This is a genomic window from Bacillus sp. FSL H8-0492, from assembly GCF_038006145.1.
GTDB lineage: Bacteria > Bacillota > Bacilli > Bacillales > Bacillaceae_G > Bacillus_A > Bacillus_A mycoides.
Map to the genome: position 1 here is coordinate 4332503 of NZ_JBBOUP010000001.1, position 15890 is coordinate 4348392.

General features: G+C 35.6%; 16 protein-coding genes and 1 riboswitch. Of the genes, 7 read left to right on the forward strand and 9 right to left on the reverse strand.

Translation table 11 applies throughout. The annotated features are described in order from the left end of the window. The first annotated feature begins 593 nt into the window (after nucleotides 1-593). On the forward strand, nucleotides 594-2033 hold the full coding sequence (gapN, locus tag MHH66_RS22210; protein WP_002125495.1) for an NADP-dependent glyceraldehyde-3-phosphate dehydrogenase: 1440 nt from the start codon (nucleotides 594-596) through the stop codon (nucleotides 2031-2033). Between the two features lie 51 nt (nucleotides 2034-2084). On the opposite strand, the gene racE is transcribed toward gapN, so the two are convergent. After that, nucleotides 2085-2912 carry a glutamate racemase gene (gene racE / locus MHH66_RS22215; protein WP_078184530.1) on the reverse strand — a complete coding sequence of 276 codons (828 nt, stop codon included), beginning with the start codon at nucleotides 2910-2912 and terminating at the stop codon, nucleotides 2085-2087. 201 nt (nucleotides 2913-3113) lie between these two features. After that, nucleotides 3114-3295: riboswitch (Lysine riboswitch) on the forward strand. A 146-nt stretch (nucleotides 3296-3441) separates the two neighbouring features. On the opposite strand from racE, the gene MHH66_RS22220 reads away from it, so the two are divergent. The 3 genes from MHH66_RS22220 to MHH66_RS22230 all read left to right on the forward strand — a co-directional run bounded on the left by MHH66_RS22220 (nucleotide 3442) and on the right by MHH66_RS22230 (nucleotide 6491). Next, nucleotides 3442-4866: an amino acid permease gene (locus MHH66_RS22220; RefSeq protein ID WP_002125494.1), complete on the forward strand. Its 1425-nt coding sequence runs from the start codon at nucleotides 3442-3444 to the stop codon at nucleotides 4864-4866. Between the two features lie 60 nt (nucleotides 4867-4926). Continuing rightward, entirely contained in the window at nucleotides 4927-6126 is a 1200-nt protein-coding gene (locus MHH66_RS22225; RefSeq protein ID WP_078184529.1) for an ABC transporter permease, read from the forward strand. A 161-nt stretch (nucleotides 6127-6287) separates the two neighbouring features. After that, on the forward strand, nucleotides 6288-6491 hold the full coding sequence (locus MHH66_RS22230) for a hypothetical protein (RefSeq protein ID WP_078184528.1): 204 nt from the start codon (nucleotides 6288-6290) through the stop codon (nucleotides 6489-6491). A gap of 51 nt (nucleotides 6492-6542) precedes the next feature. On the opposite strand, the gene MHH66_RS22235 is transcribed toward MHH66_RS22230, so the two are convergent. Then, the gene (locus MHH66_RS22235) at nucleotides 6543-7805 is read right to left on the reverse strand and encodes an MDR family MFS transporter (RefSeq protein WP_078184527.1); all 1263 of its coding nucleotides are present in this window, start codon (nucleotides 7803-7805) and stop codon (nucleotides 6543-6545) included. 154 nt (nucleotides 7806-7959) lie between these two features. Between MHH66_RS22235 and MHH66_RS22240 the strand changes: the two genes are divergently transcribed. Next, the gene (locus MHH66_RS22240; RefSeq protein WP_063219313.1) at nucleotides 7960-9699 is read left to right on the forward strand and encodes an SgrR family transcriptional regulator; all 1740 of its coding nucleotides are present in this window, start codon (nucleotides 7960-7962) and stop codon (nucleotides 9697-9699) included. Between the two features lie 32 nt (nucleotides 9700-9731). Beyond that, complete coding sequence (locus MHH66_RS22245) at nucleotides 9732-10250, forward strand: general stress protein (protein ID WP_078184526.1); 519 nt, start codon at nucleotides 9732-9734, stop codon at nucleotides 10248-10250. Nucleotides 10251-10396: 146 nt separating this feature from the next. On the opposite strand, the gene MHH66_RS22250 is transcribed toward MHH66_RS22245, so the two are convergent. Further along, nucleotides 10397-10942 (reverse strand): NAD(P)H-dependent oxidoreductase, encoded by a 546-nt coding sequence (locus tag MHH66_RS22250; RefSeq protein WP_078184525.1) that lies wholly within the window; start codon nucleotides 10940-10942, stop codon nucleotides 10397-10399. A gap of 19 nt (nucleotides 10943-10961) precedes the next feature. Next, on the reverse strand, nucleotides 10962-11501 hold the full coding sequence (locus MHH66_RS22255) for an ester cyclase (RefSeq protein ID WP_063219315.1): 540 nt from the start codon (nucleotides 11499-11501) through the stop codon (nucleotides 10962-10964). A gap of 169 nt (nucleotides 11502-11670) precedes the next feature. On the opposite strand from MHH66_RS22255, the gene MHH66_RS22260 reads away from it, so the two are divergent. After that, nucleotides 11671-12009, forward strand: a complete 339-nt coding sequence (locus MHH66_RS22260; RefSeq protein ID WP_002087382.1) for a winged helix-turn-helix transcriptional regulator — start codon at nucleotides 11671-11673, stop codon at nucleotides 12007-12009. A 53-nt stretch (nucleotides 12010-12062) separates the two neighbouring features. On the opposite strand, the gene MHH66_RS22265 is transcribed toward MHH66_RS22260, so the two are convergent. The 5 genes from MHH66_RS22265 to MHH66_RS22285 all read right to left on the reverse strand — a co-directional run bounded on the left by MHH66_RS22265 (nucleotide 12063) and on the right by MHH66_RS22285 (nucleotide 15865). Further along, nucleotides 12063-13265, reverse strand: coding sequence for an MFS transporter (locus tag MHH66_RS22265; RefSeq protein WP_078184524.1), 1203 nt, complete (start codon nucleotides 13263-13265; stop codon nucleotides 12063-12065). A 360-nt stretch (nucleotides 13266-13625) separates the two neighbouring features. Further along, the gene (locus MHH66_RS22270; RefSeq protein WP_078184522.1) at nucleotides 13626-14201 is read right to left on the reverse strand and encodes a TetR family transcriptional regulator; all 576 of its coding nucleotides are present in this window, start codon (nucleotides 14199-14201) and stop codon (nucleotides 13626-13628) included. 138 nt (nucleotides 14202-14339) lie between these two features. Then, a complete protein-coding gene (locus MHH66_RS22275; RefSeq protein ID WP_063219317.1) occupies nucleotides 14340-14654 on the reverse strand; it encodes a DMT family transporter in 315 nt (104 codons plus the stop codon). A 2-nt stretch (nucleotides 14655-14656) separates the two neighbouring features. Further along, nucleotides 14657-15013: a DMT family transporter gene (locus tag MHH66_RS22280; RefSeq protein WP_002134594.1), complete on the reverse strand. Its 357-nt coding sequence runs from the start codon at nucleotides 15011-15013 to the stop codon at nucleotides 14657-14659. A 492-nt stretch (nucleotides 15014-15505) separates the two neighbouring features. Continuing rightward, on the reverse strand, nucleotides 15506-15865 hold the full coding sequence (locus tag MHH66_RS22285) for a MerR family transcriptional regulator (RefSeq protein ID WP_002188427.1): 360 nt from the start codon (nucleotides 15863-15865) through the stop codon (nucleotides 15506-15508). Nucleotides 15866-15890: the final 25 nt, after the last annotated feature.

A 15890-nucleotide genomic window follows, 5' to 3' on the forward strand; every position in this document is an offset into this window, starting at 1 on the left:
ATTTCTTTATCCGCTATCCAAACCCATCACATTTACATTTCGTAAGCCATACAATTTCATCACATTTTTCCACCTTCCAAATTCTGATTTTTTATAGTAACGAGGAAAATAAACAAAAAAAAGCATACCGCCGCTTGACGATATGCAAAAGAATGCATAAAAGCGTACGTTACGATATACGCAACGTACGCTTCTCATAAGACAAAAAGGTCCTATATATCCGCACGGGTTGCGTAATGATATGAATGTTTTCCGCCATTTAACAGAGCTAAGCCCATTACATTTACGATTACAATCATTACGCACACCCCCTTCATTTATTTTCCATTTATAATCTTACAACTTTATTGAGTATTCTGTCAATTGTTTTTTTCGCTTTAGAATAAAATCATCTTTTATCACAAAAAATGAAAGTGATGCATTCTACTTATAATTCAGTTTGAAATAAGAGAATCTTCTGTAAGAAAGGGCATACAAAATAAAAAAATAATAAGAAATCGTTTTCACAAACATTTCATTTGAAAAATATTATCAAACCACCTACAATCACCTTATACTCACTCTTACAAGTTGCTATTTTAGGAGGACTAATCATGACAACTAGCAATACGTACAAATTTTATTTAAACGGAGAATGGAGAGAAAGCTCTTCAGGTCAAACAATCGACATTCCATCTCCATACTTACACGAAGTAATTGGGCAAGTACAAGCAATTACTCAAGGAGAAGTGGATGAAGCAATTGCATCTGCAAAAGAAGCTCAAAAATCATGGGCTGAAGCTTCTCTACAAGATCGCGCAAAATATTTATATAAATGGGCTGATGAGCTCGTAAATATGCAAGATGAAATTGCCGATATCATTATGAAAGAAGTCGGTAAAGGATATAAAGATGCGAAAAAAGAAGTTGTTCGTACAGCTGACTTCATTCGTTACACTATTGAAGAAGCTCTTCATATGCACGGAGAAAGCATGATGGGCGATAGCTTCCCTGGCGGAACGAAATCTAAACTTGCGATTATCCAACGCGCACCACTTGGTGTTGTATTAGCAATCGCACCATTTAACTACCCAGTAAACTTATCTGCTGCAAAACTTGCACCAGCACTTATTATGGGTAACGCTGTTATCTTCAAACCAGCAACACAAGGTGCAATTAGCGGTGTTAAAATGGTTGAAGCACTTCATAAAGCTGGCCTTCCAAAAGGTCTTGTAAACGTAGCTACAGGACGCGGTTCTGTAATTGGTGACTACTTAGTAGAACATCCTGGCATCAATATGGTATCGTTCACAGGTGGTACAAACACAGGTAAGCACTTAGCGAAAAAAGCTGCAATGATTCCACTTGTATTAGAACTTGGTGGTAAAGACCCTGGTATCGTTCGTGAAGATGCTGACTTACAAGATGCTGCAAATCATATCGTAAGCGGTGCATTCTCTTACTCTGGTCAACGTTGTACAGCTATTAAACGTGTACTTGTACACGAAAATGTAGCAGACGAGCTTGTTGACTTATTAAAAGAGCAAGTAGCTAAATTATCAGTTGGATCTCCAGAACAAGACAGCACAATCGTCCCATTAATCGACGACAAATCTGCTGACTTCGTTCAAGGCTTAGTTGATGATGCTGTAGAAAAAGGTGCAACAATCGTTATCGGTAACAAACGTGAGCGCAACTTAATTTACCCAACATTAATTGACAACGTAACAGAAGAAATGAAAGTTGCTTGGGAAGAGCCATTCGGCCCAATCCTTCCAATCATCCGTGTTTCTTCTGATGAACAAGCGATTGAAATTGCTAACAAATCAGAGTTCGGTCTGCAAGCAAGTGTCTTCACAAAAGACATTAACAAAGCGTTTGCAATTGCTAACAAAATCGACACTGGTTCTGTTCAAATTAACGGACGCACAGAGCGCGGTCCTGACCACTTCCCATTCATCGGTATAAAAGGTTCAGGTATGGGCGCACAAGGTATTCATAAGAGCCTTGAGTCTATGACACGTGAAAAAGTAACTGTATTAAACTTAGTTTAATCTTATATGTGGAAGCTGATCTAGTTTTAGATCAGCTTCTTTTTATACAATTTAGTTCACGAGTTGTTTTTCCATAGGTAAATTCAAACATTCTACAGAAATTTGATACCCTAGCCAACGCTCAGCAATATGTTCAAACGATAAAACAGAGCCTGTTGTAAAAAATCGATGCTTCGGATTAAGATTGTCAGACAAAATTCCTTTGTGCTGTAAAATGGTACTTAACTCTATCGCTGTTTCTTCTGCAGAGCTAATAATTGTCACAGCCTCTCCTAACTCCTTTTTTATATAGGACTCTAAAAGTGGATAATGCGTACACCCAAGAATTAACGTATCTATATCTTCTTTCGTTAATGGCAGTAAAGCTTGTTTCACTTGCTGCGTTACATATGCTGTATCTTCTAAGTGATTTTCTACAACTGTAGCTAAAGTCGGACACCCATGACTATGCACTTCCAAATATGTATCAAGCTCGTGTAATGCTTTTTCGTACATGTTAGATTTTATCGTACCTACAGTTCCAATTACCCCTATTTTCCCTTTCTTTGTCACTTTAATTGCAGCTCTTGCTCCCGGATGTATAACGCCAATAACTGGAATGGAAAGTGCTTCTTGCAAATCAGTCAATGCAGCAGCTGCACCAGTATTACATGCTACCACTAGAGCTTTTAATGGAAACTGTTTGAGGAACTCAACCATTTCAAATATGAAAGATTGTACCTCCTCTACACTTCTTGGCCCATACGGACAACGCTCATTATCACCAATATAGTAAATGCTCTCTTTAGGCAATTGACGCATAATCTCACTAGCAACTGTTAATCCCCCGACCCCTGAATCTAGTACACCTATTACGGAATTTTTATTACATACAGACATATACTTCATCCCCTTCTCAATCTTCTAGCACTAATAACATGTATTATATTACGAAAATTCAAATATTGTATAACAATCCCTCTCACTTTTAATCACAAACTCTTCTCTATAATCTGATTATTACCATATCCATTGACGTATAAAAATACATTTGTTACTCTTAAACATGTTAATTTAATACATAAATCCTCATTCGTATCTCGGTGAGGTAGAGGTTGCAGTCATTAAGAGTATCATTTCAGGAGATGTAGTGGCATTGATGAAGAAATGAGAAAGGAATGATTGCCGAAGTAAGTCGTGTCCACCATACACGCTTGCTGGGTCTGCATTTAATAAGTGCAGAACTGTCACAAACGTTTCGTTTGTGGAGAGCTATCGAGAGGTATGTCGTGGGTTTCTTATAAGATAGAAAGCATGTAGCGGCAGATTACGTGCTTTTTTTGTTTTGTTTGGACCTTCTCTTCCTTATCAGGAAGACATACATATCTCCTCGCTTGACTTGGTTATACTAACTTTGGAGGTATTTTCTATGCAACAAAAAAAATGGGGCTTTTGGGTACTAACAGCTTTCGTTGTCGGTAACATGGTTGGCGCTGGTATTTTCATGGTGCCAAGTACGTTAGCACAAACAGCAAGCCCACTCGGTGTCACTTTAGCTTGGTTAACAACAGGGTTTGGTGTTTTAATGCTAGCTCTTGTTTTCGGTAATTTAGCAATTCGTCGTCCTGATTTAACGACAGGACCACAAAGTCATGCATATGCTTTATTCTCAACACCAAAAAGAAAGAAAATGGCTGGTTTCAGCATGGTATGGGGATATTGGGTTGCAAACTGGGCAAGTAACGTTGCCATTATTACATCTTTCGCGGGATATTTATCGCTCTTCTTCCCAATTATGAAAGATACACGACTACTATTTTCAATTGGCTCTTTCAATATAGAAGTTGGAAAACTAATTACATTTACTATTTGTTCTGTCTTACTTTGGGGAACACATTTAATTTTAACAAACGGTGTAAGCGGAGCTGGGAAGCTAAACTTCTTAGCAACAACAACGAAAGTGACTGGATTCCTTCTATTCATCGTCGTTACGTTATTTGCGTTCGAAGCTTCAAAGTTTGGACAATGGTACACACCGATGATCGATAAAGAAGGCGTATCACACGGTCTACTTTCACAAGTAAACTTAGCTGCTCTTACAACACTTTGGGCATTTATCGGGATTGAATCAGCCGTTCTTTTATCAAACCGAGCTACCTCTCCAAAAACGGTAAAACGCGCAACTGTTGCAGGATTACTTATCACAGTTGCAATTTACTTAGGTATTACAATTTTAACAATGGGTGTACTTCACGTTGATAAATTACAAGCTTCTGAACGTCCATTAGCAGATGCATTAAACGCTGCAATGGGTCACGGCGGCGGGAAACTTATGGCATTACTTGCTCTTACTTCCCTATTCGGTTCAATATTAGGCTGGATTTTATTAAGCTCAGAAGTACCTTATCAAGCAGCAAAAGAAGGTTTCTTCCCTTCCTTCTTCGCAAAAACGAATAAAAAAGGAAGTCCAATTCATTCACTACGATTAACAAACATTATGTCGCAAGTGTTCTTATTCTCAACATTATCAGGAACAATTGCGGAAGCTTATACATTCGTTATTACCGTATCAACACTGGCCTACCTCATTCCATATCTCGTTTCACCAATCTTCCAGTTAAAACTAGTCGCAACTGGTGAAACATATAAGAATGAAATGGGTTCAAGAATTATGGATGGTGTAGTTGCAGTTATCGCACTTTGCTATGCACTATGGGTTATTAAAACCGGCGCATCCGATATAAAAACATTTCTTCTCGGAATTGGTTTATTCGGAATTGGCTTTGCCTTCTATCCATTAATGAATCGTGATCAGAAAAAAAATAAAGAAAAGAAAAACGAGCAAGTTGCGTAACGCAATTTGCTCGTTTTTTACTTTATAAAACATATATAATAGAAAAAAGAGGTGAAAAACATGTCAATCGAATCACTATGGAGCTCTCGCTTTCAACAACATATTCAAAATGCCATCACATACTTTGCACGTATGATTAACGGTTTACTATATAGCTTCATCTTCGTCTCATGTGTAGGTGCATATTATTACGCTAAGTTTCTTAAAACGGATCCTTCTAAAGGAATATCTTTATTACTCATCACGATCGTACTTACACTCATTATAACGAGATGCCAAGTTCGCACATTTATTCAAAAACCGGACGCTGTCTATTTACTTGCATTAGAAGAGAAATTAACATCTTATTTTAAAAAATCTCTTCTATATAATTACATCATTCAGCTTTTCCCGCTTATATTTACGTTCCTTGTTATCGTACCGCTTGCCATGCAATCATTACAACTAACCGTACCTTTCTTATGTACAATCTTTATAATTTTAATGATTCTAAAGGGCTGGAACATATACATACATTGGATGTGGCGTGATAGTTATGAAAAAAGCATATGGTTTATCATTCGCATTGCTTGTAACGCCCTGATCATTTACATGCTGTTTTATACTGCAAATGTGATCGTGTTAGGCGGACTACTCTTACTTCTTGCTTTCCTGCTTCTATACACGAAGAAACAACCTACAAAACGAATACCGTGGGATTACATAATCGAACAAGAAGAAAAAATGGACGTTCGTTTCTATCAATTTGCTAGCATTTTCACCGATGTTCCGCAACTGAATAAGCAAGTAAATAAAAGAAAATGGCTTACAAATTGGATTGAACCTTTATTACATAAAAAACGAGCAACTTTCTTCTATTTACATACACTAGCATTTTTACGCGGTAATGATTATTTCGGTATATATATTCGCTTAGGGTTGATCGGTGCTTTCGCTCTATATTTTATTCCGAATATATATGTAAAAGGTGCTATCGCTTATATCGTCCTATATATGATTTCTATGCAGCTCCGTTCCCTGTGGAAATATTTTTCGGGAAATATTATTGTAGCATTATATCCAATTGATACTGAAGAACGAATGAGTCAATTTCTTAGCTTAATTTTCATATTGCTAAGTATTCAACTCATTGTATTTTCAAGTGTTATACTCATTTCTACAGGACAATTACTACATGCTTTGATTATTATGGTAATCGGTGTACTTTGGATAAGGTTTATTATTGTACCAAAAACGAAGAAACGCATTTCTTCATTTTAACGAAAAAGAGGCTGTACATAACAGCCTCTTTTTCTCGTCCTAAAATTTCTAATCACTTTTCGTAGGCATTTCTCATATAGTGAAAATGACTATACAATTCCTATCCATACGTTAAATAATGATTTACACATATGTAAATAAAAATAGATGGGAGCCTTATTATGAACAATAATCCACCTTCAACGCCACCACACGATTCAGAAGAACATAGCCGTGAAATTTCACTGCAAACATTACGTGTCATCGGACTCATCGTCCTTATTAGTGGTTATATCCTCGTCGCTCTCTCAGAAGTAGGTGAGCTGAAAACCTTATTAACAAGTCCGAATGCCAACCCTGACTTAGCTGAAGTTGATCCGTTTTAAAAATTATATAAAAAGCGAGTCCCAGTATAACTGGTTCGCTTTTATATAGTTTCATCCAATCTGAGAAACATTTCCTTCATTCTGATACTTCTCTTTCCCTATCGCCTTCATAAATAATAAAATACTGCTCATACCAACGATGAAATATAGAGCGCTCATGCCCCAAGATACAATAAATGACCCTAGCATAACACCTAATGCACCATTCATTTTCGCAACTTGAAAGACCATTCCGTTAATCGCCATATAAGAGCCTCTTGCCTCATTCGGCACCATATCTGCCATAATAGATTGACGAACTGGCACATACATCATCTCTCCTACAGTTTGGAAAAGCCCTGCGATTAATAAGATCCATAAACTATTGCTCGTTCCGAGTATTGTAAATCCAATTGTATAAATGAATAAGCCTACATATAAAATTTTTAAATCGTTAAAGCTTTTCAGCATTTTAATAAGAAGCGCCGAACATAACACAACTAAAATTGTATTCTCTGCTGAAATCCAGCTCAGCATTCGAATACCTGTTAAATCAAAAGTAAAACCATCGCCAAAGAAAAGGTGAATCGTTTCAAATTCCTTCTGTAAACGTATCCCTAAATAATTATTAATTTGAAACTCTAACGATAGTGTACATATACTTGCTGCACAAAAAATTAAAAACGCTCTATCTTTCATCACGACTTTATAACTATCTGCCATATCTTTTAATACATTTTTCTTCTCCACCGTTTTTCGTGCCACATACACTTCTTCCATATATACAGCCATCACATATAAAGTAATAACTGCAATAACTGTTAATCCGATAAACAATTGCAATCTATAGTTCTCAAATAGTAATCCGCCAAATATTGCTCCAATCGCAATTGATAAGTTAATAGCCCAGTAGTTAATGCTGTACATCACTTTTCGATTTTCAGGTGTGCTCACATCTATTAACATCGCTTCCGTCGCTGGATTCATAAGTCCAGATCCTAAACTATTCACTAACATAAACACAAATGTTAGCCACGGTGAATCTACATAATCTGAGTTTGCAATTCCCATACAAGCAATGGAAACGACTTGTATACTTTGGCCGATAATCATTACTTTTTTACGACCGAGCCGATCTCCAACATACCCACCATATAAACCGATAATTAATGCAGCTAGCACATTGATGAGTAATAAAGCACCAGCAATCGCACTACCTAATTTTATTGAAAAATAAATCGCCATAAATGGAAAAATCATTGTGGATACAGTGCGTGTTAAAAACGAAGTTATAATTCTGATTTTTATATTTCGGTGCATACTCCAAAATCCCATTGTTTCCCCCTCCTTATGCTTATTCATTTTACTTTGAAAAAGAGGAAGAAAAAGGTTAGAATATTCTAAAGAGTTTCCCCTTTTATCCCGCATTAACGGGCAGTAAGACCCCCACTGATTAAAGTTTCACTTTATTATAGAAGGAAGTGTATATATGAAAATTATGGACTATTACATTCGTTTAAGATTACATGCACAAGACCAACAACATATACGAAATAGCTTACAAGAATTAGCGGATGTTTTATATTGCAGTACGAAAAACGTAAAGATTTTATTAAAGAAAATGAACGAGGAGCAATTAATTCACTGGACTCCAGGACGTGGTCGCGGAAATAAAACGGAAATTTTATTTGCACATAGTTTCCTAGAAGCAATTGAATCCTATACAGATGAACTGTTAGCGCAAGAAAAGTTAAAGGATGTTTTTCTTCTTTTAAAAGAACCTCTACCCCTTGCAATTCAAAAAAAGATAGAAAATAAACTACATCATCATTTTGGATACGAACCTTCAAATGATATGTATGACATATTGAAGATCCCTATATCAAGAAAGATATTACCATTAGATCCCGCTTTTACGGCTGTAACAACAGAGGGTCATCTTATTAACCAAATTTTTGATACATTAGTCATTTATAACGATATTACAGAAAAAATGGAACCACACATTGCACATACGTGGGAATTAAGCGAAGACGGGCTTACGTGGACGTTTCATTTACGAAAAGATATATATTTTCATAACGAAACTGTTCTAACTTCTAAAGATGTACAATTTTCATTTGAAAGATTGCAGCAAGCTCAATCTCCTTACGCATGGTTAACACAGGAAATTGTTCAAATTGAAACACCATCACCACTGCAAATACGATTTCATTTAGCAAAACCAAATTTATTTTTCTTACACTATGTGAGTTCCATGCAACTAGCAATTTTGCCACATGATGCAGCCGTTCAAAATCATCATTATATAGGTACTGGACCTTTCAGGCTTGCTCATTACTCTGAAGATAATATCGTACTCGAAGCGTTCACCCATTATTTTAAAGAGCGCGCGTTATTAGACCGTATTGAATTTTGGGGTATTCCTGATCATGTGCAAATAGATGCTGATTATGAATTACCAAATGAGAATGAAAATGAAAGACATGACATACAAATAGAAGAAATAGGCTGTATTTATGCTAGCTTCAACTTTACAAAACCTGGTCCCCACCACGACATTTACTTTCGTAAAGCTTGGAGAGAAATATATGACGTTGAAACGATACTTCGTAATATAGAGGGGCGACGAACAATTGCTGCATCAAGCTTTTTCCCTGAAAGAAGCCGCCAAGCTCATGGAAGATCCTACTCTTTAGAAAAAGCGAAAGATTATTTAAAAAAGAGCACCTATAATGGAGAAACGATACATATTTATTTCTTCGCATTTAAAGATAGTGCAAATGATGCACATTTCCTAAAAGAACGCTGCGAACAATTAGGAGTACACGTAGAACTTCACCCATTTCTCGTTTCAGATTATATGGATCGTTCTATTGATAAACATGCGGATATTATTTTTATGGGCGAAGTGTTTGCTGCTGATCATGAAATTGCATTTTTAAATGTATTTAAAAATAAAAGTTGCTTCGTAAATCGATTCATGGACCCACACTATGCAAAACAAATTAATTGTTTACTTGATACCTTTTTATTAGAAGACAATAAAGAAAAACGGTATAAGCTCATGTATGAGATCGAAGAGTTTTTACAAGCTGAAAACATCATTTTATTTAACTATCACGTTTTAAAAAGAAAAACATACCCTTCTTCTTTAAAAAACGTAACAATTGATTCATTCGGTTGGGCGAATTTTGCGAAGTTATGGATACAGCCATCCCCGCATTAAAATGTGAAGTTTTTTATAAAAGGAGAAGAACCATGAAAAGCAACCTAGAAAAAAGGCTTTCCTATCTATACACAGGTGAGTTATTTTCAGTCATTACTTTTATTTTCACAAGTTACTTACTTAATTATGCTTATCCTACGTTACATTTATATTCCTTATATTCTTTTTGGATCTCATTTCTTCTTTTAGAGTTTATCTTATTACAAGGAACACTTTACTGGTACGTAAAGTGGAAACGACTAAAAAAAGAGAAAACATCTGTTACACCCATTAGGATGATTCAATATTTAAAAATACTTAAAAAGATAAATATAGCATTACTTATCACGGGATTTATTACGTTTACTATTGATTTTGTAATTTGGTATCCCCACTTACCTTTAGGTGGGCTATCATTCACTCTATTTATTTATATTTTTGCATTATTTGAGTACATTAACTATTATCATACTCAGCTTTCATACGATAACATCTCTGATATTAAACATTTAGTCAAATCAAAAAAACTAAAACAGTCCTGTATGAGTAAAGATTTTCAACGTATTTCATAAAAGGTTAAATTCCGCTTATGAAGACTTTAAGCTAAGAAAAACTAAGAAATTTTTATGAATGCAAGAGAAGGTACTACCTCCTTAGTAGTACCTTCTTTTACATGTTTAAAGATGAACCTTTTTACGCACAAAGATGCAAACTACTATTAAATTACCTCAGCCAAATGATTCTTCAAGTCCATCAAAAATTTCTCAATATCCGGATTTTTCACCACATCATAACAAGCAAAGCTCTTTAACGGACTCATACCAAGAAACTTCTGCACACGATGTAAATGACTAAGTGCTGATTCTAAACTTTCTCCTTCAAAGAACTTCGTCTTATCTCCGAATGCTTTTTCAGGTGCATTCCAAGTTGTAGAAAATATATACTGCTTCTCTTTTAATAAACCACCTGTTCCATATTCATCTGCACCTTTAAAGAACAAACCGTATTCATACACTTCATCCATATATGTTTTAAATAATCCCGGTACACTAAACCAGTAAATAGGTGTTTGATAAATTACAACATCAGCCCATAGAAATTTATCTTGTTCTTCTTTCATACTATATCCATCTTGAATCGTCGTTGTTTTCACATAATGATTCTCACTTAATACAGTTATCATATAATCAACTAACGTTCTATTTAATCGACCTTCTTTCGTACCGTATTTTTCATGTCCATTTATAATAAATATATTTTTCATCACTTTTCTCTCCCTTATTTTATTCCTCAGCTATTAACCCCAGTTGCTGCTTCAGCGTAAGATTATCTTCTAAATGCCAATCTTCCGTTATCTTTCCGTCTTTCACATGCAAAATATCAATTGCAAAAAAATTGATTTTCTTATCATTATGAGTTCCTGTAAAAGAAAGACGAGCTGTTACTTTATCACTAACCACTAATAAATCTTCAATCTCGCAATGTATATCAGGAACTACTTTACGAAAGTTTTGCGCCGCAAGCTTTAATCCTTCAGTGCCTTGTGGTCGACCTTTCGGCAGTGTGTTATCGAAAAAATTTTCAGTAACCGTCTGCGGAATAAGCTCCTCTTTACCTGTATCCCAAAATGCATAAAAACGCTGAGCTGCATGCACGATTTCTGTCGCTTCCTTTTTACTTAATGAAGAATCAATTGTCATTGCTTTTGGCTTCGGCATTTCCTTTAATAACTGAATTTCATTTTTTTGCTCAACACTACATGCTACAAGCACAATACAAATGACAAAAAAACTAAAGAACCCAAACAACTTTTTTATACTCATGGAAATCACCTCCTTCTCATACAAACCCTTTGTATTTCGTATTGCTATTGTATATGCACTAACTTCCTTTATGGAAGTAGTGGTATTTTTTTCATATAGTTACCAAAAAGATAGTTTTGTGATACGATAAGGAAAATTCATCCGAAAAATTTTTATGGAGGCTATTTCCATGAGCAATATAGATCCAGTTGTATTAACGAAAGGTTTACCTGGTATACCTTGTCCTATCGCTAAAACGCTTGACGTAATTAGTACAAAATGGACGTTTTTAATCATTCGTGACCTTCTTATCGAAGGAACTTTACGCTTTAGTAATTTACAAAAATCAATGGATGGGATTAGTCCGAAAACTTTATCGCTTCGCCTAAAAGAATTGGAAACGCAAGGGATTATAACGCGAAAAGTATATCCAGAGGTTCCACCTCGCGTAGAGTACACGTTAACGGATAAAGGAAAGCAATTAGAGGGGATATTTATTGAATTAAAGCGGTTTGGATTAAGTTTATAAACGAAAAGCCCCTTACCATAAAAATAGTAAGAGGCTTTTCTTTATTCACTACATTACTTCGCAAAACTTTGAGCTAGTTGTTTCTCTCTCCACATAAATGTAATGCCGAGACCAACGATTAAAACAACACCTGAAAATGCATATGGATAATTAATGTTTATATCAAATAATATTCCGCCCATCGCTGGTCCTGCGATATTTCCTAAACTCGTATACGTTGAGTTCATACCAGCAACGAATCCTTGCTCTTTTCCAGCTGCTTTTGATAAAAACGTCGTTAAAGCTGGACGAAGTAAATCAAATGCTAGGAAAATAAAGCAAGTAACGAGAAGTACACTCCAATAATTAAAGACTACAGTTGAGACGAATGCTAATACTGCACCTACAATTAAACATATTTGAATTAATACTTTCTCACCGAACATGTCAACCAATTTGCCAAACATAAATACTTGCACAACTACCCCAAAGATGGAGCTAATCGTAATAATTGCAGCAATATCTTTCGGTGTGAAACCAAATTTATGATCAGAAAACAGACTAAACACAGTTTCATATGCCGATAATCCGAATGCGAGTACAAATACAATAATAAATGCGATTGCATACATTGGATTTAATGATTTCTTTAAATCCCCGATAAAGCTTGATTCCTTCGTATTAGCAGAAATCTCTGCAATTTGCTCTTTCGTTAACGGTTCTTTTAAAATAAAGATGGAAATCACACATGCTATAAAGGCAATCACTGCTGCCACAAAGAACGGCACACGTATACCGTATTCTGCAATAAATCCGCCGATTCCAGGCCCTATAATAAATCCAGTGCTGATAGCTGCTGAAAGATAGCCCATCGCCTTTGGACGTTCTTGAATAGATGTAATATCCGCAACATATGCCGTAACACCCGGCATAATAAATGCAGCACTAATTCCACCTAACACCCTCGCTGCATAAAGCATCCACACATCTGTACCTAATCCAAAAAGAAGCTCTGAAACACCAAAAATAAATAATCCAATGATTATCATTTTCTTCCTACCGTAAAGATCGACCCAACGACCCGTAATAGGTGAAGTAATAAGCTGCGCCATTGCAAACACTGCAACGAGATAACCCATCGTCTTTCCTGTTAAATTCATATCATTCATAAAGGATGGCATAACCGGAATGATTAATCCAATCCCTAAAAAAGCGATAAATATATTACTCAAAAGAATGATCAATACCATCTTTTGTTCTTTTATCGGTTTCTTCAATTTTTAACACCTCTTCCCGTAGTTCCTCTCAAAAATAATGCCCAAGAAGCTTTTTCTTTATCCTGCTATTTGTGGGCTCATACTGAGTAAAGATGTCCCCACTCATTAGAATTTCACTCTATCCTTCCACACATACATAAACACAGGGTGAATGACTATCATTCAGTTTCCCGCAGAAATGAACCTACCTTTTCAGACAGGTTCATCTTACTACTTCTTTATCCCGCATTAACGGGCAGTAAGACTCCCACCTCAAAATTCAGCGAATGCGAGGAAGTTAGGTGGGAGATAACTGCCCTTAAATGCCCGATTGGTTCAACTAATAATCAGTGGGGATGAACCCTCCCACTGATTAAAGTTTCACTTTATATGTAGTGCATGTGTTAAAAAATCTAGTACTTCTGCCTTTTGTAGCTCGACTTGCTCATCATCTTTATGATCATATAAATAAACTTGTTCCGCTGCTGATTCAACAAGAGCGATAAATAACTTCGCTGTTCGCTCTGCGTGAACCGAATCACGAATTTCACCTGATTCTTTTGCCTCACTTAAAAAGTCACTTAGCCATATATAAAGAGGCTCATACACAGCTTCCCATTCTTTTATATGTTCAGTTGATGCAAGGCCCGCATACATTAATGCTTGTATTTCACGATATTCAGCTATAAAGGTAAATACTGCATCTATTACTTGCTCAACTTTACTTGAAAAAGGTGAATCGTTCTGTACTTTTTCTTTCACTGCAAGTATCATCTTCTCAACCATCACTTCTGCTATTGCAGGCACAACAGATAACTTAGAAGGAAAATATAAATAGAAAGTTCCTTGTGCAATGCCAGCCAATTTCACGATATCAGAAATCTTCGTTTTTTCAACGCCCTTTTCCTGAAACACTTCAATAGCTGCATAGACAATTTTTTCTTTTTTATTCATCATCTAAACCCTTTCACACGCGTATTGAATGACTGTCACTCATTTTATAAAATAACTAGCTGTACTGTCAATCATCGTGCACTTTTCATAATAAAAATCTCCCAACAAATCGTTAGGAGATTTAACTTTAATATCCTTTTCTTATGAAAGAGCCTTTAATCCCGTAACTCCACATACGATAAGAGCTACACTAATCAAACGTGCCTTACTTTTCGATTCACCAAACAGAAACATATTTAATAAAACAGCTCCTGCTGTTCCAATGCCAATCCAAACCGCATAAGCTACACTTACTTGTAAGAACAAGAAAGATGTGTATAAGAATGCAAAGGAAGTTGCAAATCCACCTATATAAATCGCTCCATTTGCTAACGTCTTATCTTTACTATACATTTTAAGGCCTATCACACCGACTATTTCACTAATTGCAGCAAAAAATACGAAAAACCAACCCATTTTTAAGCAGCTCCTTTCACAATTTCTTCCGCGGTTTCTTCTTTATTATCAGCCAGTTTTAAACCGATAACGCCCGCTACGACCATCACGATAAAGAATAGTTTTCCTACACTGAAACTGCCGCCGAAAAGGAATACATCCATTAGGAAAGTACCTACCGTACCAGCTCCGGCAAACACAGCATATACAGTCCCTGTTGCAAGATGTTCGCACGCTTTCGATAGGAAGTAAAAATCAACAGCGATAACTCCTACAATAATGACCCAATGCCACCAAGTATGAGCTGTATTAAAACCAAACACCCAAAAAATTTCAAAGATACATGTTAATATGACATATAACCAAGCTTTATTTTTCATATCTCTCACCTTCTATTATTTACTGACTGACCGTCAGTCATTTTTAATTTAAAAAATATAATCTCACGCTAACTACTATTTAAAAAACCAATATCATCCTCATTTATCCTTATATTTGTTCCGTTATTAAGCTAACTACATATAAAAGTTACTTATCTACACCCTTTCACAGAAAAAATGACTGAATGTCATTCATAAATATTCTACATGACCAATTGATAAAGTGTCAACACCCGGATTCTATTAACCAAAAAATATTTTAAATTTCTTAAATCCACATGTATATTTCTTAATAATCTGTCAATAATGGTAGTAACATAATATTTTCTCCATTCCCCCCTTGGAGATCCCTTTGAATCGAGCAGTTGCTTTTAGCTAACTGCTCTTTTTTAATTTATCGGCACATTATAATTAAATACTCATAGATAAATTTCAAAACAAAGACCTGTACTCCCTTTTCAACATGCAACAAAGAACGAAATATTTTGTACGCTATTTACTTTTCAACGAGTCTTTGTATGCAATAATTTTATTTTCGAGCATCTTCTCTGTAACTTCTAAATTTTCTCTTTGAATCTGAATAGATTTCCTATGATCTTCTAAGAGCTGTAAACGAGCTTCGGTTGTATGCTCCCCTTCTAAATATAATCTAGCATATTCTCTTATTTTCGCTATCGGCATTTGTGTTTGTTTTAATTTCATTACAAACTGCAACCACTTTATATGTGACTCTTCATACAATCTATTCCCATTTGCATCGCGATTTGCAATTAATATGTTCTCCTTTTCATAATAACGTAATGTATGTGTGCTCACTCCTAATAATTTAGCTACCTCGCTAATTGTGTACATAACCATTCTCCCTCCGCACGCCATT

Excerpts from the sequence above, each read along its gene's own strand:
- gapN (WP_002125495.1), top strand. The coding sequence starts at position 594 with ATGACAACTAGCAATACGTACAAATTTTATTTAAACGGAGAATGGAGA.
- racE (WP_078184530.1), bottom strand. The coding sequence starts at position 2,912 with ATGTCTGTATGTAATAAAAATTCCGTAATAGGTGTACTAGATTCAGGG.
- MHH66_RS22220 (WP_002125494.1), top strand. The coding sequence starts at position 3,442 with ATGCAACAAAAAAAATGGGGCTTTTGGGTACTAACAGCTTTCGTTGTC.
- MHH66_RS22225 (WP_078184529.1), top strand. The coding sequence starts at position 4,927 with ATGTCAATCGAATCACTATGGAGCTCTCGCTTTCAACAACATATTCAA.
- MHH66_RS22230 (WP_078184528.1), top strand. The coding sequence starts at position 6,288 with ATGAACAATAATCCACCTTCAACGCCACCACACGATTCAGAAGAACAT.
- MHH66_RS22235 (WP_078184527.1), bottom strand. The coding sequence starts at position 7,805 with ATGGGATTTTGGAGTATGCACCGAAATATAAAAATCAGAATTATAACT.
- MHH66_RS22240 (WP_063219313.1), top strand. The coding sequence starts at position 7,960 with ATGAAAATTATGGACTATTACATTCGTTTAAGATTACATGCACAAGAC.
- MHH66_RS22245 (WP_078184526.1), top strand. The coding sequence starts at position 9,732 with ATGAAAAGCAACCTAGAAAAAAGGCTTTCCTATCTATACACAGGTGAG.
- MHH66_RS22250 (WP_078184525.1), bottom strand. The coding sequence starts at position 10,942 with ATGAAAAATATATTTATTATAAATGGACATGAAAAATACGGTACGAAA.
- MHH66_RS22255 (WP_063219315.1), bottom strand. The coding sequence starts at position 11,501 with ATGAGTATAAAAAAGTTGTTTGGGTTCTTTAGTTTTTTTGTCATTTGT.
- MHH66_RS22260 (WP_002087382.1), top strand. The coding sequence starts at position 11,671 with ATGAGCAATATAGATCCAGTTGTATTAACGAAAGGTTTACCTGGTATA.
- MHH66_RS22270 (WP_078184522.1), bottom strand. The coding sequence starts at position 14,201 with ATGATGAATAAAAAAGAAAAAATTGTCTATGCAGCTATTGAAGTGTTT.
- MHH66_RS22275 (WP_063219317.1), bottom strand. The coding sequence starts at position 14,654 with ATGGGTTGGTTTTTCGTATTTTTTGCTGCAATTAGTGAAATAGTCGGT.
- MHH66_RS22280 (WP_002134594.1), bottom strand. The coding sequence starts at position 15,013 with ATGAAAAATAAAGCTTGGTTATATGTCATATTAACATGTATCTTTGAA.
- MHH66_RS22285 (WP_002188427.1), bottom strand. The coding sequence starts at position 15,865 with ATGTACACAATTAGCGAGGTAGCTAAATTATTAGGAGTGAGCACACAT.